This is a genomic window from Aliinostoc sp. HNIBRCY26 (assembly GCF_050235535.1).
GTDB lineage: Bacteria > Cyanobacteriota > Cyanobacteriia > Cyanobacteriales > Nostocaceae > Trichormus.
On the sequence record NZ_CP189852.1, the window covers coordinates 4,044,881 to 4,063,426 of the forward strand.

13 protein-coding genes are annotated in these 18,546 nt (G+C 38.7%); 9 read left to right on the forward strand and 4 right to left on the reverse strand.

The window, feature by feature from the left end:
• Nucleotides 1–111: 111 nt before the first annotated feature.
• The 4 genes from ACQFX9_RS17205 to ACQFX9_RS17220 form a co-directional block, all read right to left on the reverse strand.
• On the reverse strand, nucleotides 112–1,623 hold the full coding sequence (locus ACQFX9_RS17205) for an HlyD family efflux transporter periplasmic adaptor subunit (RefSeq protein ID WP_427157182.1): 1,512 nt from the start codon (nucleotides 1,621–1,623) through the stop codon (nucleotides 112–114).
• A 14-nt stretch (nucleotides 1,624–1,637) separates the two neighbouring features.
• The gene (locus ACQFX9_RS17210) at nucleotides 1,638–2,615 is read right to left on the reverse strand and encodes an MvdD family ATP-grasp ribosomal peptide maturase (protein ID WP_427157183.1); all 978 of its coding nucleotides are present in this window, start codon (nucleotides 2,613–2,615) and stop codon (nucleotides 1,638–1,640) included.
• A 2-nt stretch (nucleotides 2,616–2,617) separates the two neighbouring features.
• Nucleotides 2,618–3,607 (reverse strand): MvdC family ATP-grasp ribosomal peptide maturase, encoded by a 990-nt coding sequence (locus ACQFX9_RS17215; protein WP_427157185.1) that lies wholly within the window; start codon nucleotides 3,605–3,607, stop codon nucleotides 2,618–2,620.
• 378 nt (nucleotides 3,608–3,985) lie between these two features.
• On the reverse strand, nucleotides 3,986–4,285 hold the full coding sequence (locus tag ACQFX9_RS17220) for a microviridin/marinostatin family tricyclic proteinase inhibitor (RefSeq protein ID WP_427157187.1): 300 nt from the start codon (nucleotides 4,283–4,285) through the stop codon (nucleotides 3,986–3,988).
• A gap of 427 nt (nucleotides 4,286–4,712) precedes the next feature.
• Between ACQFX9_RS17220 and ACQFX9_RS17225 the strand changes: the two genes are divergently transcribed.
• The 9 genes from ACQFX9_RS17225 (at nucleotide 4,713) to ACQFX9_RS17265 (ending at nucleotide 18,474) form a co-directional block, all read left to right on the forward strand.
• On the forward strand, nucleotides 4,713–6,857 hold the full coding sequence (locus ACQFX9_RS17225; RefSeq protein WP_427157188.1) for a peptidase domain-containing ABC transporter: 2,145 nt from the start codon (nucleotides 4,713–4,715) through the stop codon (nucleotides 6,855–6,857).
• An 83-nt stretch (nucleotides 6,858–6,940) separates the two neighbouring features.
• Nucleotides 6,941–7,507 (forward strand): Uma2 family endonuclease, encoded by a 567-nt coding sequence (locus tag ACQFX9_RS17230; RefSeq protein ID WP_427157189.1) that lies wholly within the window; start codon nucleotides 6,941–6,943, stop codon nucleotides 7,505–7,507.
• Between the two features lie 70 nt (nucleotides 7,508–7,577).
• On the forward strand, nucleotides 7,578–8,072 hold the full coding sequence (locus ACQFX9_RS17235; RefSeq protein ID WP_427157191.1) for a hypothetical protein: 495 nt from the start codon (nucleotides 7,578–7,580) through the stop codon (nucleotides 8,070–8,072).
• A gap of 215 nt (nucleotides 8,073–8,287) precedes the next feature.
• Entirely contained in the window at nucleotides 8,288–10,078 is a 1,791-nt protein-coding gene (gene typA, locus ACQFX9_RS17240) for a translational GTPase TypA (RefSeq protein WP_427157192.1), read from the forward strand.
• Between the two features lie 121 nt (nucleotides 10,079–10,199).
• Nucleotides 10,200–10,721, forward strand: coding sequence for a YfbM family protein (locus ACQFX9_RS17245; protein ID WP_427157193.1), 522 nt, complete (start codon nucleotides 10,200–10,202; stop codon nucleotides 10,719–10,721).
• Nucleotides 10,722–10,962: 241 nt separating this feature from the next.
• Entirely contained in the window at nucleotides 10,963–12,309 is a 1,347-nt protein-coding gene (locus ACQFX9_RS17250; RefSeq protein ID WP_427157195.1) for a hypothetical protein, read from the forward strand.
• Nucleotides 12,310–12,323: 14 nt separating this feature from the next.
• A complete protein-coding gene (locus ACQFX9_RS17255; protein WP_427157196.1) occupies nucleotides 12,324–13,319 on the forward strand; it encodes an AAA family ATPase in 996 nt (331 codons plus the stop codon).
• On the forward strand, nucleotides 13,312–16,431 hold the full coding sequence (locus ACQFX9_RS17260) for an SAV_2336 N-terminal domain-related protein (RefSeq protein ID WP_427157197.1): 3,120 nt from the start codon (nucleotides 13,312–13,314) through the stop codon (nucleotides 16,429–16,431). Before ACQFX9_RS17255 ends, ACQFX9_RS17260 begins: the two co-directional genes overlap by 8 nt.
• Nucleotides 16,432–17,031: 600 nt before the next feature.
• Nucleotides 17,032–18,474 (forward strand): WD40 repeat domain-containing protein, encoded by a 1,443-nt coding sequence (locus ACQFX9_RS17265; protein WP_427157199.1) that lies wholly within the window; start codon nucleotides 17,032–17,034, stop codon nucleotides 18,472–18,474.
• Nucleotides 18,475–18,546: the final 72 nt, after the last annotated feature.

Genomic DNA, 18,546 nt, shown 5'->3' on the forward strand with positions numbered 1-18,546 from the left:
TAATTAGGATATCAGGGTTAGTTTATTTTAATGTTCATTGATGGCTTAGGTTTGTTACTGTATTTTTATGCAATCAGAGGTGATGAAATCTCTTTCCCTCCTTAGCCTTGACTACACATCAGTCAACAGTCTGGCTTTTCTAAGAATAAAATTAAACACGGTTTCTTCGGAAGAGATAATGTCTGCTCTACCTTCCATCCCAGATTGAATCACACATTGGCGATCGCCTGCCGTTAAGACTTGTGTTTCTGGCTGGATGGTAACTTGATAAGTGCCTGTGCTGCCACCTTGATCTTCGGCTGAGATGGTGTCTGGGGAAATGGTTTGCACTTTGGCTTTTAAAGTGCCGTATTCGGTATAAGGACAGCTAGAAAGGCGCACTTGCACTGATTGTCCCTTCTCCACCTTCCGAATATCTTGATTACCAACTAGTGCTTTAATCACTAACGGTGATTGACTGGGTGCTATTTGGGCTATGGTATCCCCAGAACGCACGATTTGGGCATTATTTCGCAGTTTCAATTCCTGAATTATACCTGATGCGGTGGCACGAATGACTGTATTGGCAATATCGCGGTTAATTTGCATTAAGTCTTGGCGGTTACTGCTGGCTTGCTTTTGAATTTCCAGTTTTTGTTGAATGAGTTGTTGTCGTTCTTGATTGAATTTCGCCAAACTAATTCTACTGCTGGCTGTTTCGCCGGCAATTCTTTCTTGGGCGATTGTGACATCTGCATCACTGGGATTTAAGCCTGTATAGGCGGCTTTGAGTCTCGCTGCGGCTGCGGCTACGGCTTGTTGTTGTTGCAGGATGCTTTGTTGACGTTCTTCTACGGTGGCTTGTTGTGCTGCTAGCAGTTGTTGTTGTTGTTCTACTGCTAACTGTACTTCTTGGAATTGATCCTGGGAAAGTGAACCTGATTGCACTAAGGGTTGATATCTATCACGTTTCGCTTTAGCGGCTTTTAAAGAAGCTACACTAGAATTTAGAGATGCTTCGGCAGATTTTAACTGTGCTTGACTTTTTTGCAACTCTTTTTGCGCTTGCTGGAGATTGGCTTTAGCTTCATCAACTTGGGTGACGGAAGTTACTTCTCTGTTTTGTAAGTCTCTGCGGTTGCGGGTGAGTTCGGCTTGGATGGATGCAATATTGCGATCGCTTCGGGATTGTTCGGCGGTAATTTGCTGATCTAAGGCTATAATTTGAGCATCTATTTGCGATAGTTGCAGTCTAGTTTGCTGAATGTTAATTAATAATTGCTGTTTTTGAGTTTGCAGTCTGCGATCGTCAATGATGGCGATGATATCACCTTCATTCACTCTTTGATTAACTTGTACAGTAATATCTTTAACCGTCCCTTCAATGGGAGATTGTACCAGACGCAGTTCTCCACTAGGACGAATCGTTGCTGGTGCTTTAATTGTGACTTTGTACTTGAGTACACCTGCTAAGGCAATAGTAACAGCAAAGATCCCCAGAAGTGCCACACCGCCTAAAGTTGTCCATTTACTAATCGGTGGTAGAAACTCGTTAGGCGTAGCGAGGTGTAGAGAATCTGGATTAGTGATTTTCTGGGGATGATTGGGAGAATCAGCAGGCGAAACTAAATTCACATCAGCCATAATTAATTATTTTGTTATGCACCAGATTGCGATAATAACACTTGTGCGATCGCTTGAGAAATTGGCAAACCAGGACAACGTTCTAACCAAAAGAATTCTCCCACGGGGTTAACTTCTAAAAATACATAACGCTGATCAGGAGTTAAAATCACATCAATTGCCCCATAATTTAACCCAAAGTGAGCCATTAATTTCAGCAACTTTTCTTCCACATCTTGGGGTAAATTATAGGGTTTCCAAGCATCAAGTAAAGCCACTCCTTGTTTACGCCAATCGTATTGCGCCTTATCTAAAGCTTGGGAATCAACCGCCGCCGCAAATACTTGTTTACCTACGATAGTAATCCGCAATTCTAAGGCTTTAGCTACCTTTTCTTGAAACGTCATCGGACAAAAACGTAAGCCGTCTAAATTATCTAAATCTGCGGCTGAGACTGGATTAGTAAATACTACCTTTTCTTGTCCTTGTTCATCGTAAATCGCAAAGGAAGAAAGCATTTTACTAATCATACCTTGCGGACATTCTTGGGCAAATTGTTTCACGGCTATGGGGTTATTCGTCGTCAATGTACGTGGTGTATCTAAGCCGATTTCTCTGGCTACTTGCAGTTGTAATTGTTTATTATCAGCACGACGAATATGAGGTAAAGGATCAAGGTGAAAACCTTTAATACTAGCAATCATTCCTTGAACAGTGACGCGAGACTCTTGGATAGAAGCTTGGCGTAGTTGTTTATCCATTGTGTTGGGAATCTTTGCACCTATGCCGATGCGTCGATACCAAACCGCCGATACTGCGTCTAAATCGAGTGTTTGCTCATCAGCAGTGAGGATACATTTTTTACCATCACCATAATAAACATCTAACTGCACTTCTGTTGGAAATCTGTCTGTATCAAAGCGAAAGGCTTTACCACCTTGTGCTTTGATTGCTTGCATGACGAGAGAAATACTCTCATTGTCTTGACTATGGGTAATAATTAATACGTTCATAATTATATAGGGAAATTACTCACTAAAGTTTCTGCGATCGCATCTGCAATGGGATAATCTAAATCTCTCTCCAACATTCCCCATTCACCATTAGGATTCACTTCTAAAAAAATGTGTTCTCCATCTGGTGTGACAATAAAATCAAACGCACCAAATTTTAACTCTAAACGTCCCATAAATTCCCTAAGACGATGAATTATTTCCTCTGGTAATTCATCAATTTGCCATGTACAATTTCCTGGGGTATTACGTCGCCAATCTTGAGTAGAATCAGCATAAATTGACGCATCTAAAGCCCCAACAAATATCTTCCCATCTACATAAATAGCTCGTAATTCTTTAAGTTTAGGTATCTGTTCTTGAAATACCATTGGACAATAACGCAAACTCTCAGCATCTTCTAAATCTGCTGGTTTAACGACGCTAGTGTACATAAAAAAACCAGAGCCTTCCATCCCATAAGAAAGCGGACGCAGCAGTTTAGTAATCATTTTCTCATCAACTTGCCCAAAAAAATCTCTAGCGGCTTGAGCATCATTAGTCACTAGAGTTTTCGGAATTAAAAGCCCAACTTCCCTTGCTACCCGCAATTGATATAACTTATTTTCCGCCGCATGAATTTTTGCCAATTTATCTAACCAAAAAGCCTGTTTAAGACTATCCCAAAAACCTTCTAGCACAGCCGATGATTCATTTATACAAGCTGCACGAAATTTTGGTGCTAAATCTGGACTGAAATTTGCTTCCCAAATGCGTCGCATCCATACAGATTTGACTTGTTGACTATCAAATACAATATCATCGAATTCTACCCTGTGATGATTTCCCTCATTATTTAAATAGGCATTAATTTTAATATTCATAGGAAATTTATCAGTGTCCAAGCGTATTGGTTGGACACCACGTTTCAATAGCGATGCTATCACTCTATCAATCGTGAAATAATCGCCACTATGGGTAATCAATAAAACGACATCTTGCTTAAAACGCATAAAACATATATTTTTTGACGCAAATGGAAACTATATAATCTATGGGAAAAACCAATTATTGCAGTATATCAGTAGTTTTAAGTAGACTCAGTAATTAAGACCAAATATTGTCATATTCAGCAACATATACGAGCTAGTCTAAAACAATATGCTGTTAATTAACTAGTTTTTCAAAGTACATTTAACTAAGTTTAGGGGTTGTTTAAAAGTGTAAAAGAGAGGTTTAATTTGGGATGAGAATACTTGAGATATCATTCATAACTTTGCAAAAATTATTTTAAGAATAAACCAACCTCAGTATAAGGTTGGTAATACAAATTATATCCATTGAGGAATACTAATTTTTACATCCAACAGCTTGCTAAATTCCTCATCCAATTATTCGGTAGCACCAACCTCATCATCACCGTCAGAAGGAAATTTGAGAGTGACTACTATATCTTCCTTGTCAGAAGGATATTTTTTAGTTACGACTCCGTCTTCTCTATCAGAAGGAAATTTTTGAGTGACTGCTATATCTTCCTTGTCAGAAGGATATTTTTTAGTTGCGAATCTTAAACCGCCGTTAAATGCTTCTGATTCCTCATCAGACATTTCTTCAGCATTTTGCCCTTCTAAAAATCGAGCAAAAAATGGTACTGTTTCAGAATTTAAATTCTCTGGTTGATTCTCAGGCATAAAACCTCCGATATTGTTGCGGATAAAAACATATATCCATTTTTTAAATATCACATTTTTTCTTAAAAAAGCAATCTTCTAAAGCTTAACCATTAGTTAACCATAGATAACTTTTAATCAGATAAAACATTTTATTCCGCACAAAGATTTCGACCATTAACTATCAATAGTCAAATAAAATTAATCTCTGACATTTTTATAGACACTCAAGTAGTGTCATTAATGGTAATATCAGAGCCAATATCAAGATTTATGCAAATCAACAATAAAAATAATTTATCTAAAATGACTAGAAAATTAAAAAACAATAACTTTATTTCATAAGACAGGACAATATTTTCCTAAGTCACGGTTAACCATTGTGTAGATAAAAAAACGTTATATATTTAAAAACACTATCATTGCCGAATTCTCTCATTGATTACCAATGAAATATAAAATTGTCTTGCAACGCAGCGAGGAAGATTGCGGTGCGGCGTGCATTGCAACTATTGCTAAACATTACGGACGTAATTTTGCTCTCAACCGTGTCAGAGAAGCAGTCGGTACAGGAATGCAAGGTACAACTCTTGTAGGTTTAAGACGCGGTGCGGAAACTCTGGGATTTCATGCGCGCCAAGTCAGAGCCACCCCACAGTTAATTGAGAAACTTCACGAAGCACCCCTACCGGCAATTATTCATTGGAAAGGCTACCATTGGGTAGTTTTATACGGACAAAAAGGTAAAAAATACGTGATCGCCGATCCTGGCGTGGGAGTTCGTTACATTAGCCGAGAAGAATTAGCTAGAGATTGGCTAAATTGCGTCATGCTGTTACTAGCACCCGATGAGGTGCGTTTTTATCAGCAACCATCAGAAACATTCAATGGTTTTAGTCGATTTGTGGCGCGTGTATTACCCCATCGCCAGATTTTAACTGAAGCATTTCTGATTAATCTAGCAATGGGAATTTTATCATTAACCACACCTTTTCTCATTCAAATTTTAACTGATGACGTATTAGTGAGAAGAGATACCCAACTGTTAACTACAGTTGTGATTGGTGTGATGGCGATGAATCTATTTAGTAGTACCTTAAAACTGGTGCAATCTAATTTAATTGCCCATTTTGCTCAACGCTTAGAATTAGGTCTTACCTTGGAGTTCGGCAGGCAGATTTTGCGTCTACCTTTAACTTATTATGAAACCCATCGGAGTGGCGAAATTGTCAGTAGGTTGCGGGATATTGAAGAAATTAATCAATTAGTTTCCCAAATTGTCATTAGTCTGCCCAGTCAGATATTTATTGCTGTAATTTCGATTATATTCATGGGAATATATAGCTTTAAGTTGCTGCTATTGGCAGTATTGATAGCTATAATTATGTCTACATCAACAATTATTTTTCTACCTACCCTCCAAAGAAAAATTCGGGATCTTTTAGTTGGTCAGGCTGACAACCAAGGAATGTTAGTAGAAACCTTTAAAGGCATACTAACTTTAAAAACTAATAATACTGCTCCCCAGGCTTGGGAGGAAATTCAAAGCCGCTTTGGTAATCTAGCTAATTTAAGTTTTACGACTGTACAAATTGGGATTATTAATAATGTTTTTTCTGGCTTAGTTTCGGCTTTTGGTAATTTAGCTATCCTTTGGTTTGGTAGTAGTTTAGTGATTAGTCAAGAATTAACTATTGGGCAATTGTTAGCATTTAATGCTATGAATGCCAGTTTCAACGGTTTTTTTACTAGTTTAATTGCCTTGGTGGATGAATTTGCTAGAGTCCAAACTGCAACACAGCGCATTACAGAAATTATTGACACTACACCAGAAGACCCCAATGAAAATCATAAACCTTGGGCAGTCATTCCAGGTGATACTGATATTAATTGTACTAATATTAACTTTCATCATCCAGGTAGATCAGATTTATTAAAAGATTTCTCTTTAGTCATTCCTGGCGGTAAAGTTACGGCGTTGATTGGTAAATCTGGTTGTGGCAAAAGTACCTTAGCGAAACTGATTGCGGGTTTATATCCTCTGCAATCAGGCAATATTGGATTTGGGATATATAACCAAAATGATTTGTCTTTAGAATGTCGGCGACAACAAGTAATTTTAGTACCCCAAGAAGCACATTTTTGGAGTCGCTCAATTTTAGATAATTTTCGCTTTTGTTATCCCCAAGCGACATTTGAACAGATTGTACAGGCTTGTAAGATGGCTAGTGCTGATGAGTTTATTCAAGAGTTACCAGATAATTATCAAACTGTCTTAGGGGAATTTGGCGTGAATATATCGGGGGGACAAAAACAAAGATTAGCTTTAGCTAGAGCTATTGTCACCGAACCACCAATTTTAATTTTAGATGAATCTACAAGTGCCTTAGATCCCATCTTAGAAGCGCAAGTATTAGATAAACTATTACATTATCGTCAAGGTAAAACGACAATTATTATTAGTCATCGTCCCAGGGTGATTTTACGGGCAGATTTTATTATGCTTTTGGATAAAGGAAATCTCAAAATACAAGGTTCTCCAGAGGAACTGCAAAATCTAACGGGAGAACATTTAGACTTTTTAAATCCTTAGCCCTTTCTCGGTGTTTTGCTTCTATAATTAATACCAGCTATGGTTTACTTTAGCTTCAACTAAATTATTTTAGATTAATTTTTATGCTATCAACTCAAATATCGCCCCAAATTTCCTTAGAAGACTTTCTCAACTCACCAGAAACTCAACCAGCTAGCGAATATATCAACGGACGCATCTACCAAAAACCAATGCCTCAAGGAAAACATAGTATTCTTCAAACTGAGCTATCATCGACAATCAATCAGCTTGGTCAATCGCGCAAACTTGCTTTAGCCTTAACCGAATTACGCTGCACTTTTGGCGGACGTTCATTAGTTCCAGATATTGCGGTGTTTGAATGGTCACGTATTCCCACTGATGAAGACGGAGAAATTGCCAATAAATTTGAAAACTACCCCGATTGGACTATTGAAATTCTCTCACCTGACCAATCACCCAACCGAGTAATTAATAAAATTATTTTCTGTGTTAACCAAGGAACTAAATTAGGTTGGTTTATTGACGCTAATGATAAATCAGTGATGGTATTTCAACCCAATAAATTACCTGAAGTGAAATATGATGCTGATATCTTGCCAGTGTTAGATGTTTTAAGTGATTGGCAGATAAAGGTAGTAGACATTTTTAGCTGGTTGAAAGTTAAATAACTGCCATTATCTTGGCATTGTTTTCAGTTTACAGATATAAAAATCATATCTTGCATTATATTGCTACTTTATGAAACCCAGTTTGAAACACTATGCTGATTACTTTTCGATAGGGATTTACTTAAACATTTGTTCCTATGGGGAAATCATCAACTGGGTAGATAAACTAATTACAGAAATTGACCATCCTGAAGATTGGATGATTGAACTATCTACGAGTGCATATAAACACCCATTAGATGTTGTGCATCTACTGGATTCTATTCCGGGCGAACAGAATTTAGAAATCTCCTTGAGATTGATGATTGCTAAATTGGGCAGAATTTATCCAATTATTTCACCTGATCATAATCGCTTTGCCAAACCTGTACATAGTAAATTATTGCGATCGCTGTATCACTTAATTTTTGATGCTGATAGCATTGCCGACGAACTCAGAACAGCCATTTATCAAATTGATATGGATTTGGACTATGTAGAGCAAGGTTATGGAGATTGGTCTGTGATTGAGCAGGACTATAGAAAACTACTGGCTACTAGTTTTGACTATCAGCAATGGCTGTAAAACTTACGTAGAAAGACTGTAAACTTAGTGCTGCTCCTATGAACATACCGAATTTCTACTCTAGCAGCATTTACAATTCCCCCTAGAATTGTGACAATTAAGCTAGAATTATTAAAGCTTCTTTACAGAATTTGCTGATCATCCCCAATTCTGTTAAAACAGCCTAGCACTGTAATGTAAATTTACAAAAACCCTTCTAGAGTTCACCACTTTCTATGACGCTCCCAATTCGTAACGTCGCCATTATCGCCCACGTAGACCACGGCAAAACCACCCTGGTTGATGCACTCCTGAGACAGTCCGGCATTTTCCGAGAAGGTGAAGACGTTCCGGATTGCGTCATGGACTCCAACGACCTAGAACGGGAAAGAGGAATTACCATCCTGGCGAAAAATACCGCCGTTCGCTACAAAGAAACCCTCATCAATATTATTGATACCCCTGGACACGCTGACTTCGGTGGCGAAGTAGAACGTGTACTGGGTATGGTTGACGGTTGTATCCTGATTGTCGATGCCAATGAAGGCCCCATGCCTCAAACCCGCTTCGTGTTGAAAAAGGCATTGGAAAAAGGCTTACGTCCCATCGTCGTCGTCAACAAAATCGACCGTCCCCAAGCCGAACCCCACGGTGCAATAGATAAAGTATTGGATCTGTTCTTAGAATTAGGCGCAGATGATGACCAGTGCGACTTCCCCTATCTATTCGCTTCTGGTCTTTCTGGCTACGCTAAAGAAACCTTGGAAGAAGAACCCAAGGATATGCAGCCTTTATTTGATGCTATTTTGCGCCACGTTCCACCCCCAGTAGGTGATGCTACCAAGCCTCTGCAATTGCAAGTTACAACCCTAGATTATTCAGAATATCTAGGACGCATCGTCATCGGTAGAATCCACAACGGCACAATTCGCGGTGGTCAGCAAGCAGCTTTAGTAACAGAAACAGGCGCAATTGTCAAGGCTAAAATTAGCAAATTGCTCGGTTTTGAAGGCTTGAAGCGGGTGGAATTAGAAGAAGCTTCCGCCGGTCACATTGTAGCGGTTGCGGGTTTTGCTGATGCGAACATCGGGGAAACCATCACAGACCCCAACGAACCCCAAGCTTTACCACTAATTAAAGTAGATGAACCTACCTTACAGATGACCTTCTGGGTAAATGATTCACCTTTTGCGGGTCAAGAAGGTAAACTAGTCACATCTCGCCAAGTACGCGATCGCCTGTTCCGCGAATTAGAAACTAACGTGGCTTTGCGCGTTGAAGAAACCGACTCCCCCGATAAATTCCTGGTTTCCGGTCGTGGGGAATTGCACTTGGGTATCTTAATCGAAACCATGCGCCGCGAAGGTTATGAGTTTCAGGTTTCCCAGCCACAGGTAATTTACCGGGAAGTTAACGGTCAACCTTGTGAACCTTATGAATTGTTAGTCTTAGACGTTCCTTCTGATGCAGTTGGTAGCTGTATCGAACGCCTCGGACAACGCAAAGGCGAAATGCAAGATATGCAGCCTGGAGTTAGCAACCGTACCCAGCTAGAATTCGTCATTCCCGCCCGTGGTTTGATTGGTTTCCGTGGTGAGTTCATGCGGATGACCCGTGGTGAAGGGATCATGAACCACAGCTTCTTAGATTATCGTCCTCTTTGTGGCGAAATTGAAGCCCGTAACAAAGGTGTATTGATTGCCTTTGAAGAAGGTGTTTCCACATTCTACGCCATGAAGAACGCTGAAGATAGAGGCTTATTCTTCATTGTTCCTGGTACTAAAGTGTACAAGGGTATGATTGTTGGTGAACACAACCGTCCCCAAGACTTAGAACTCAATGTCTGCAAAACCAAGCAGTTAACCAACCACCGCGCCGCCGGTGGCGATGAGTTGGTACAGTTGCAAGCACCAGTAGAAATGAGTCTCGAACGGGCGTTAGAGTACATCGGCCCCGATGAGTTGGTAGAAGTTACACCCCAATCTATTCGTCTACGGAAGATGGCGAAGAAATTGGCCAAACGGTAAGTAAAACCACAACTTAGTTAATTTAGAAAGCCTGCATTAGCGGGCTTTTTCATTTGTTTTTGCAACCTTTTCTATTAATTAGTAAAAATTCATTACTGAATACTAATTAAGATGTAAATTTATGGGAATGTATGGGAATTTCAAAGCTGTTACTCAGGAAGAATTGGATACGTTTCTCACCTGCTTTACGACAGAAGAAATTTCAACGTTATTATCTGTTGACGGAGAGCTTGATACATCAGGTGATTACTTAGAAATTGAGAAGAAATGGGACGGACTACATTTTTTATTAACAGGTAGTCATTTTGGTAGAACACCTCCCTTATCCTGGTGCGTTTTTGGAAATCACTCCATAGGAGGTGATGAAGAGCCAATTTTCTTTGGTTGGATTGGAATCCGATATTTGTTACCTCATGAGGTTTTTCAGGTTGCACAAGCACTATCGGAAACCTCCTATGAAGTCTTAGCATCTCGTTACTCACCCCGTGATATGGATCAGCAAGAAGTTTACCCTATTGGTATTTGGGAGCGAGACGGGGATATTGGTCTCGATTACATTTTGTCTTGTTATCCAGCAGTTGTTAGTTTTTACCAGAAGGCCGCACGTCAAAACAAAGCAGTGTTAATGTACATCACTTCATAGGTTTGTTGAAGAAAATTGTTCTTTTGTAATTAAACTTTTCTTCAATATTTAATACTTAACGTGAAATTTTTATATTTGTAAATTATGGCAATATCAAGCTATGAAGATTTGCGATCGCTTTCATCTTTTCAGTAAGTGGGTAACAATAAATGCAACTAAGTCCTTGGCTCTACTTACTGACACAAAACGAAAGAGTGGTATTATTTATAACAACAATTTCTAAAATCGCCCAAATCCGCCCATGCTGGACGAAAAAGAATCCCTAGAAGAAGACTACAAACTGCAACGGGAGAAAGTTGACAGGATTAGAAAAGCATGGGTGATTGAAACAGACCCAGCCGACAAATTTAAATATGAACAACAGCTTCAGGAAGAAAAACGCATACTCAATGAACTTGGCGAACAGTTGGATGTAATTGAACGCCAGTATCGCAATTATCAAAAAAAATCCAAATTAGATGGAATAATTAATATATTGCAAGGATACTTTGACAAAGAAAAAGCTGCTATTTTCAATGCCTACGAAGCATCATTGTATCAAGTGCGTAAACTCAATAAAATTAATCCGCAAAATATAGCAGAAATAGTGAATGAACTGGATTTGCCAACACAAGGTAATTATAGTTATATAGATAAATTTGTCGGTTATTTATATCTGAATAATACAGAGTTATCATTATCTGAAGATTTTCAAGGATGGCGGCAAAAACATATTCAAGAATGGCATGAATTAATTCAACAATTGCTCCAAGAACAACAACAGCGACAACAACAGTCTCACCCCTGTTTGATGATGGCAATTAGTGCATCAGGCGATAACTATGTTGTTGAAGCATGGCTAATTAAAAATTTATTAGCATATAATCGAGAATCTTTTAGTGATTGTGAGCAACTCAAGATTGATAATCAATTAGAAATATCTACAGACAAAAATTTAACTAATTTACCTAAAATCATTATTAACTTAATTCAACAAAGTTTAATTAAGGCTGATAAGAATATAAAGCAAATTCATCTTTTCTTGCCGTCTGAATTAATGAATCATGATTTTGATGCTTGGAAAAGTGAGGAATTTGAAGAGGATGAAGAAGATTTTGCTACAGGAATCTGTGAAGATTATGAAGTGGTAATTCGTTGTTCAGATAGATTGAGAGGTAAAAGTCCTCCTGTTTTCAAATGGCGTGAAAAAGGTAATCGATTTAAAGATAAATTAGAACATTACGCGAATGGTGTTTTTGTTTTAGGCTCTAGTGATCATCAAAAAACTTTATTTGATCAAATTAAACAGGAACATATAATTGCCGTTAAAATTACTAGTATCTTTGAAAAAAGAGATGTATTAGGAAAAATTATCTTTAAATCGGCTCTACCTCTGGCTTTATGGACTCGTCAACCAATCCCTGATATCGAAGGAGAATTCCAGAGAATTTTAACGCCAGAAAATAATGATATATCTTTAAAAAAATTACCGTCCCAATTTAAAAATCAAAAATCCCAAGGTAGTAACCACATCACCCATCTATGCTTATTGTGGGATAACCCCGATTTATTACCACCAGAACAACTATTAAGCCAAAAGCAACTCTAAACTTGAGCAATTTTATGAACGACTGGCAAATTTTTACAGGAAATAGCGAACCTCATGATAACTGGGAGTTACCAGCACCTCCCAAATGGCGACCTTTTGGTCAAGAAATTGACCAGAATAAAAACCGTAACCAAGTCCGAGGTGAAACTTTTCAACCGCGTGAAGAAGAAATCAAAATGATCAACGCAGCTTTATATCTGCGACGACCTTTATTAATTACTGGTAAACCAGGAACAGGTAAATCTTCTTTAGCTTATGCTGTGGCTAGAGAATTGATGTTAGGAGAAGTTTTATATTGGCCGATCGCATCTCGCACTACCCTCAAAGATGGATTATATAGCTATGATGCGATCGCTCGCTTACAGGAAGTCAAGCAGCAGCAAAATTCCTCGAAAGCCAGTAGCATTGAAGACTACATCACATTAGGCCCTTTGGGAACAGCTTTACTCCCATCAGCAAAACCCCGCGTTCTTCTCATAGATGAAATTGATAAAAGTGATATTGATTTACCTAACGACCTATTAAATATTTTTGAGGAAGGACGTTTTGAAATTGAAGAGTTAGTCAGACTCAAAAAAGAAATTCCTGTAGTGGAGGTGCGTACTGCATATACCGCAGATATTAGCCACGAAATTATCGAAGGCAGAGTAATATGTACTACATTCCCTCTAGTTATCTTAACTAGTAATGGAGAGCGAGATTTTCCACCACCATTTTTGCGACGTTGTTTAAGGCTAACAATGAAGGAGCCAGATAAAGCACAATTAGTCAAAATCATTGCGGCTCATTTAGGTAAAGAAATCGCCGACCCCAATAATTCTACAAAATTAACAAACGAAGCTCTGAATACATTAGTAGATAATTTTATTCAAGAAAGAAACTCAAAAACCCTAGCCAATGATCAATTGCTCAATGCTCTATTTATGGTGACAAAAGGACGCATTGATACAAAAGATGGATTGATTAAACAACTGCTGCAAGACTTAGGTCAAGTTGAAGAAGATGAGTGAAAATTCTGGCTATGATGCAGTGCAACGCTTTGTGACTATTTTAGATCATAGTGGTTTAAAAAAACGTTTAGAACTCAGTGATGAGGATATAGCAGATACACTGTGGCTAGCTCTGCACATGGGAGTGGAAAATCCACGAATAAAAGAAAAACCACCTCAAAATCCCAAAGAAACTGCAAATATTCCTGAAAATACCAATACAAATATTCAAGCGGCTGAACCTATTGAGCCGCCTATTAATATTTATACACCACCTTCAAATCTATCTGCTAAGTCTCAAACTGAAGAAAATATAGAAGGTTTACCTTTTCCCACCCCTACTGCACCAGCTTTACCAAACAAACTACAAATTAGTAGAGCTTTACGTCCTTTAATGCGTAAAGTCGCTTCATATTCTCGCACGATTGTGGATATTGAAGCTACTGTTAACCGTATTGTAGAAGCTCTAATTGTTGAACAGGAAATTTGGCTACCTATTACTAAACCTCAACCTGAACGCTGGTTAAGCTTGGAACTAGTAATAGAAGAAAATCGGTCTTCATTTATTTGGCAAGAAACTATTAATGAGTTGATTCAAATATTAGATAACTATGGCATATTTTTTAATGTCAGAGTTTGGAATTTAGTAACTGATGAGCAAGGAAAATTACAATTAATTAGTAGAAGAAAAGGTAGATTAAGATATCTTAGAATATATAATTATCGAGAATTATATCATATTAATGGGCGAGGGTTAATTTTACTTGTCAGTGATTGTGTATCTAATATTTGGCAACAAGAAACCATCTATAATTGGTTACAAAAATGGTCTCATCAATCTTCCACTGCAATTTTGCAGCTTTTCCCGGAAAGACTGTGGTTAAGTAGTGAATTAGGCTTAGGTTATAAAGTAAAGGTGAGTTCTTTTCACCCTGGTGTACCTAATACTAAATTAATTTATCAGGAAGATTTAGATATAGAGCAAGCTTTAAATTTACCGATTATCACTCTAGAATCTGCATCTCTCAAAACCTGGGCAAAAGTGATTGCAGGCTATGGTAGAACGCAAACGCCAGCTATTATTTTAGACCTGGAATTTGTGCAAGAACAAATCAATCAAAAAACTACATCCCCAGTTTTAGAAATATCGCCAGAAACAATTGTAGACCGTTTTCTAGCAACTGCCTCACCCACTGCACAAAAATTAGCAGGATTAATGGCTGCTGTTCCTGTGAGTTTACCTGTAGTGCATTTAATTCAAAAGACTATGCTGCCGCAATCTACACCTATAAATGTGGCAGAAGTCTTTTTAAGTGGCATGATTACTAAAAAGCAAAATGATCCTGTTTCTGTCGCTTGGCACTATGAATATGATTTTGTGGAGGGAGTCCGAAAATTACTTAATCAAGCGATGCTGTTAGCAGAAACAGAGAATGTTTTAGATGTAGTCTCTGAATACATCGCTGAAAAAATGGGATTATCTCTAAAAACTTTCACATCGCTGCTGTTAAATTTGCCAGATTTAAGTGCAGAACAACAAGAAAATTTATTACCATTTGCCCATGTGACAACAGAAGTATTACGCAATCTCGGTGGGAGATATGCAGAGTTTGCAGAAAAAGTTGCCCCGAATGATTTACCACCAACCCTAGATAATTATCACTCACTGTTGCAATTATTTGCTGGTGAATATATTTGTGAAGTTAAATTGGGTTATGAAAATTGGCGCGGAGGACTAGAATTATTATCGATTTCTCCCCAAGGTAAAGTAAAGTTTCGTTCACGGTTGGGGTTGACAGTAATTGAAAACTGGCAAATAGAAGGACAACAAATTTCTTGGAGTTTTGAAGATAATCGTACTGCCGCTAGTATTACTTTTACAGAAAATAGTGGCAATGCTTACTTTTGGGAACGATATCAAGAAGGTAAATTATTTGAGGGATGGTTGAACTATCCCCATGAAGGCAGAATAGATTTTAGAGGTTACTTGTCTACTTCTTTTGCACATAAAATATTAAGAGCTAGCGGGGAAACTTGCCCATCCGGCTACACTTTGGTGACATACGAAGAAGCCATAGAAAATCGAGAAATTCTGAGTAGAAAATTAGAGACTTGGGACATTGCTAGAATTGCTGGCGGCGGTTCTATGGATGGTTCGGGATATGATTCTAAAATACGTCAACAAGATGAACGCGGACTTGGGCATTCTCTTTGCAAGCGATTAGATTTAGGCGTGATTCAGTTTACTATAGCCACCTTAGAACGTCAGCTAAATAACCCAGAAGAATGGATAATCAACTATCAACAAGGGCAAGCAGAATACATTACAGAGGTATTAGCAGAAGGCGTTGAATTGGAAATGATAGAAATTCCCGCAGGTACATTTTTGATGGGTGCGCCGGAAGATGAATTAGAAAGTGAAGACGATGAAAGACCACAACATCAAGTAACAGTTCCTACCTTTTATATAGGGCGATATCCTATTACTCAAGCACAATGGCAAGCTGTAGCCGCGCTGCCCCAAGTTGCGCGAGAACTAAGCACAGATCCATCTAAGTTTAAAGGCTCAAATCGACCTGTAGAGCAAGTTTCTTGGTATGATGCGGTTGAGTTTTGCGCTCGCCTCTCCCAACATACAGGCAAAAGCTACCGCCTACCAAGCGAAGCCGAATGGGAATATGCCTGTAGAGCCAGAACAACCACCCCATTCCATTTTGGTGAAACAATTACATCAGAATTAGCCAACTACAATGCTAACTACAGTTACGGGACAGGAGTGAAAGGAAGTTATCGAGAGGTAACATTAGACGTAGGCAGTTTCGGAGTAGCAAACGCCTTTGGGCTGTGCGATATGCACGGAAACGTCTGGGAATGGTGTCTAGACGACTCGTACAAAAGCTATGAAGGTGCGCCAGAAGATGGCAGTGCGTGGTCTGATGATAATAATAACCTTTATCAAAAACAAGGAGTTGCCGTGCTGCGGGGCGGTTCCTGGCTCAACTATCCGGGAAACTGCCGTTCTGCGTCCCGTAGCATTTACGATAGGGCATCTCGCGGCCACTTCAACATCATTGCTGGTTTTCGTGTTGTCTGTGGTGTTGGAAGGATTCCCCGGCGGGACATTAAACTTTAGCCCTTTTATACTTTGTGCTTGTTCTTTTTTCTTTGTTTGTCACTATAAGGCGACTAGAATTTTTTCCAAAAGTAACGCCTGATGTGAATTAGGAAAACCTTCTATATCCAAAAAATAGCCTGTGCTTGGGGGGGCGGGTTAATCAAATATCATGAACAATTAACAATGATCTCGGTGAACTCGCCCCTACAAATGTCTACTTTTAGGCTGTTTGGTGCGGGCAAGATGCCCACACCACAAGAACTATATTTTTTTACAAAAATCTTTGATTTGACAAGAGATATTCAATCTTAACAATTAGCGATCGCTCTTATCTTCAAAAGTTTAGATGTAGAGCGATCGCTTTTTTAATTTCTCGATTTTTAACTTGATATTAACACGCTATTTTAACTTTACACAACAGAAGTTTGCAGCAGGATAATATGACTCTGCAATCAATACACATCTGTTTTTCCTATGAGTCTTTGAGGAATAAAGTCCTAAATAAAAATATTTACTAAACATAGCAATTTTTGTTACCAAGTTATGCTTATGCTATTAATTAACCTGTGAAATTAAAGCCTATTGGGCATAACTTCGGCAAATCTTGATTATCTGTATATGAATTGGATTAACTTTGAATTTATCTTTACATTTATTCTGCCAAAACTGATATATGCAACTTTCATTAGTGCAGTTGTTGGGGCTGTTGTAGGTGGTGTGATTGGGCTAATTATGGGCAAAATTAGCCGCCGTATGAAAGAAACCCTCATACCTGCAATGTTGGGTTCTTTTATTGGGATGATGCTGCTGGCAATGATACCTATTTTTGCTAGTCCAAGTACCTACATAGGAGGGCCTTTTGGGGGACTGGCGATATTATTGCAGTTCATTGTCGTAGCACCCATAGGTTCGATTATCGGCGGTGTGGTGGGTGGAACTTGTGGACTTAAGCTTTCTCCGCAATTCAAGCCCCGTTTTACGCTGATTGGGCTAGTTTTCACATACAGTGTGATGTTGATTTCAATGTATGTGACATTAGCACCTCCGCCCTTTCAATTTATCAAGGCTAGCGGACAGGAGCAGAATTTTCTACCCAATATTGGCAAGATTATCGGCTACGAACAGAAATTTGACTCATTTTACAAAGGAATCCGTTGTTTGGGTTTTACCCGTGATGGCAATAAATTAATCGTTGCTAATTCTGGTAGTCTAAGAGTTTGGCAAATAGATGCAGGTAAATTACTTCACTCATTCCTTGGACGCTCGGAAACAGAAGGCTATGCACCTCTTACTGATAGCATAGATGCGATCGCCATTACTCCCGATGACAAAACTTTAGTTACAGCCGCATCACAACAAATTCAAATTCGGGAACTGGAAACAGGGAATATTCTTCACAGTTTGAATGGTGGTTATTACATCAAGCTGACTCCTGATGGTAAAATCCTCATTGGCTTAAAAAGTACAGAGGAACCTACAGAGGATGTAGGAGTTTGGGAACTTAGCAGTGGCAAATTATTGCGTACTATTCCTGCTAATTTAGAAACTCTCGACTCCGGTTATCCCATAGATATTACCCCCGATGGTAAAACTGTAGTCATTGCCAATAGTTCCTACAGCAACCAGATAGAAATTTGGGACATTAATACAGGTAAGCGTCTGCAATCTTTTGGTGATAATCAAGGCAAGCGCGTCACTACACTAGCAGTTACACCTGATGGTAAAACCCTGATTACCGCCCAGAACAATAATCTGCAAATCTGGGACATGAAAACAAGAAAGATTGTAAGAACAATTTCCAATGTGGGAACAGTCCAAACCTTGTTAGTCACACCAGATAGTCAGACGATAATTAGTCAAGGTGAAGGTTTGCAAATTCCACCTCAGCAAATTAATGATGGTTTAAATATTTGGCAAATTAGCACAGGCAAAAAATTGTTAACTTGGAAAAAACCACCCAAATTTTCTTTCACTAAAGTAGCACTTAGTCCTGATGGTAAAACTCTAGCTGCTAGTGAGCATGAAGGTGTGAGACTGTGGCGTTTGGCTTTAACTCGTTAGCTTAACAGGGAACAGAGGAATGTCTGTGTAGTTTTTCACCCGATTGATTTTGACAAGTTGTGGGTGTTCAGA

Coding starts and splice junctions, on each gene's coding strand:
- ACQFX9_RS17205 (WP_427157182.1), bottom strand. CDS start 1,623: ATGGCTGATGTGAATTTAGTTTCGCCTGCTGATTCTCCCAATCATCCC.
- ACQFX9_RS17210 (WP_427157183.1), bottom strand. CDS start 2,615: ATGAACGTATTAATTATTACCCATAGTCAAGACAATGAGAGTATTTCT.
- ACQFX9_RS17215 (WP_427157185.1), bottom strand. CDS start 3,607: ATGCGTTTTAAGCAAGATGTCGTTTTATTGATTACCCATAGTGGCGAT.
- ACQFX9_RS17220 (WP_427157187.1), bottom strand. CDS start 4,285: ATGCCTGAGAATCAACCAGAGAATTTAAATTCTGAAACAGTACCATTT.
- ACQFX9_RS17225 (WP_427157188.1), top strand. CDS start 4,713: ATGAAATATAAAATTGTCTTGCAACGCAGCGAGGAAGATTGCGGTGCG.
- ACQFX9_RS17230 (WP_427157189.1), top strand. CDS start 6,941: ATGCTATCAACTCAAATATCGCCCCAAATTTCCTTAGAAGACTTTCTC.
- ACQFX9_RS17235 (WP_427157191.1), top strand. CDS start 7,578: ATGAAACCCAGTTTGAAACACTATGCTGATTACTTTTCGATAGGGATT.
- typA (WP_427157192.1), top strand. CDS start 8,288: ATGACGCTCCCAATTCGTAACGTCGCCATTATCGCCCACGTAGACCAC.
- ACQFX9_RS17245 (WP_427157193.1), top strand. CDS start 10,200: ATGGGAATGTATGGGAATTTCAAAGCTGTTACTCAGGAAGAATTGGAT.
- ACQFX9_RS17250 (WP_427157195.1), top strand. CDS start 10,963: ATGCTGGACGAAAAAGAATCCCTAGAAGAAGACTACAAACTGCAACGG.
- ACQFX9_RS17255 (WP_427157196.1), top strand. CDS start 12,324: ATGAACGACTGGCAAATTTTTACAGGAAATAGCGAACCTCATGATAAC.
- ACQFX9_RS17260 (WP_427157197.1), top strand. CDS start 13,312: ATGAGTGAAAATTCTGGCTATGATGCAGTGCAACGCTTTGTGACTATT.
- ACQFX9_RS17265 (WP_427157199.1), top strand. CDS start 17,032: ATGAATTGGATTAACTTTGAATTTATCTTTACATTTATTCTGCCAAAA.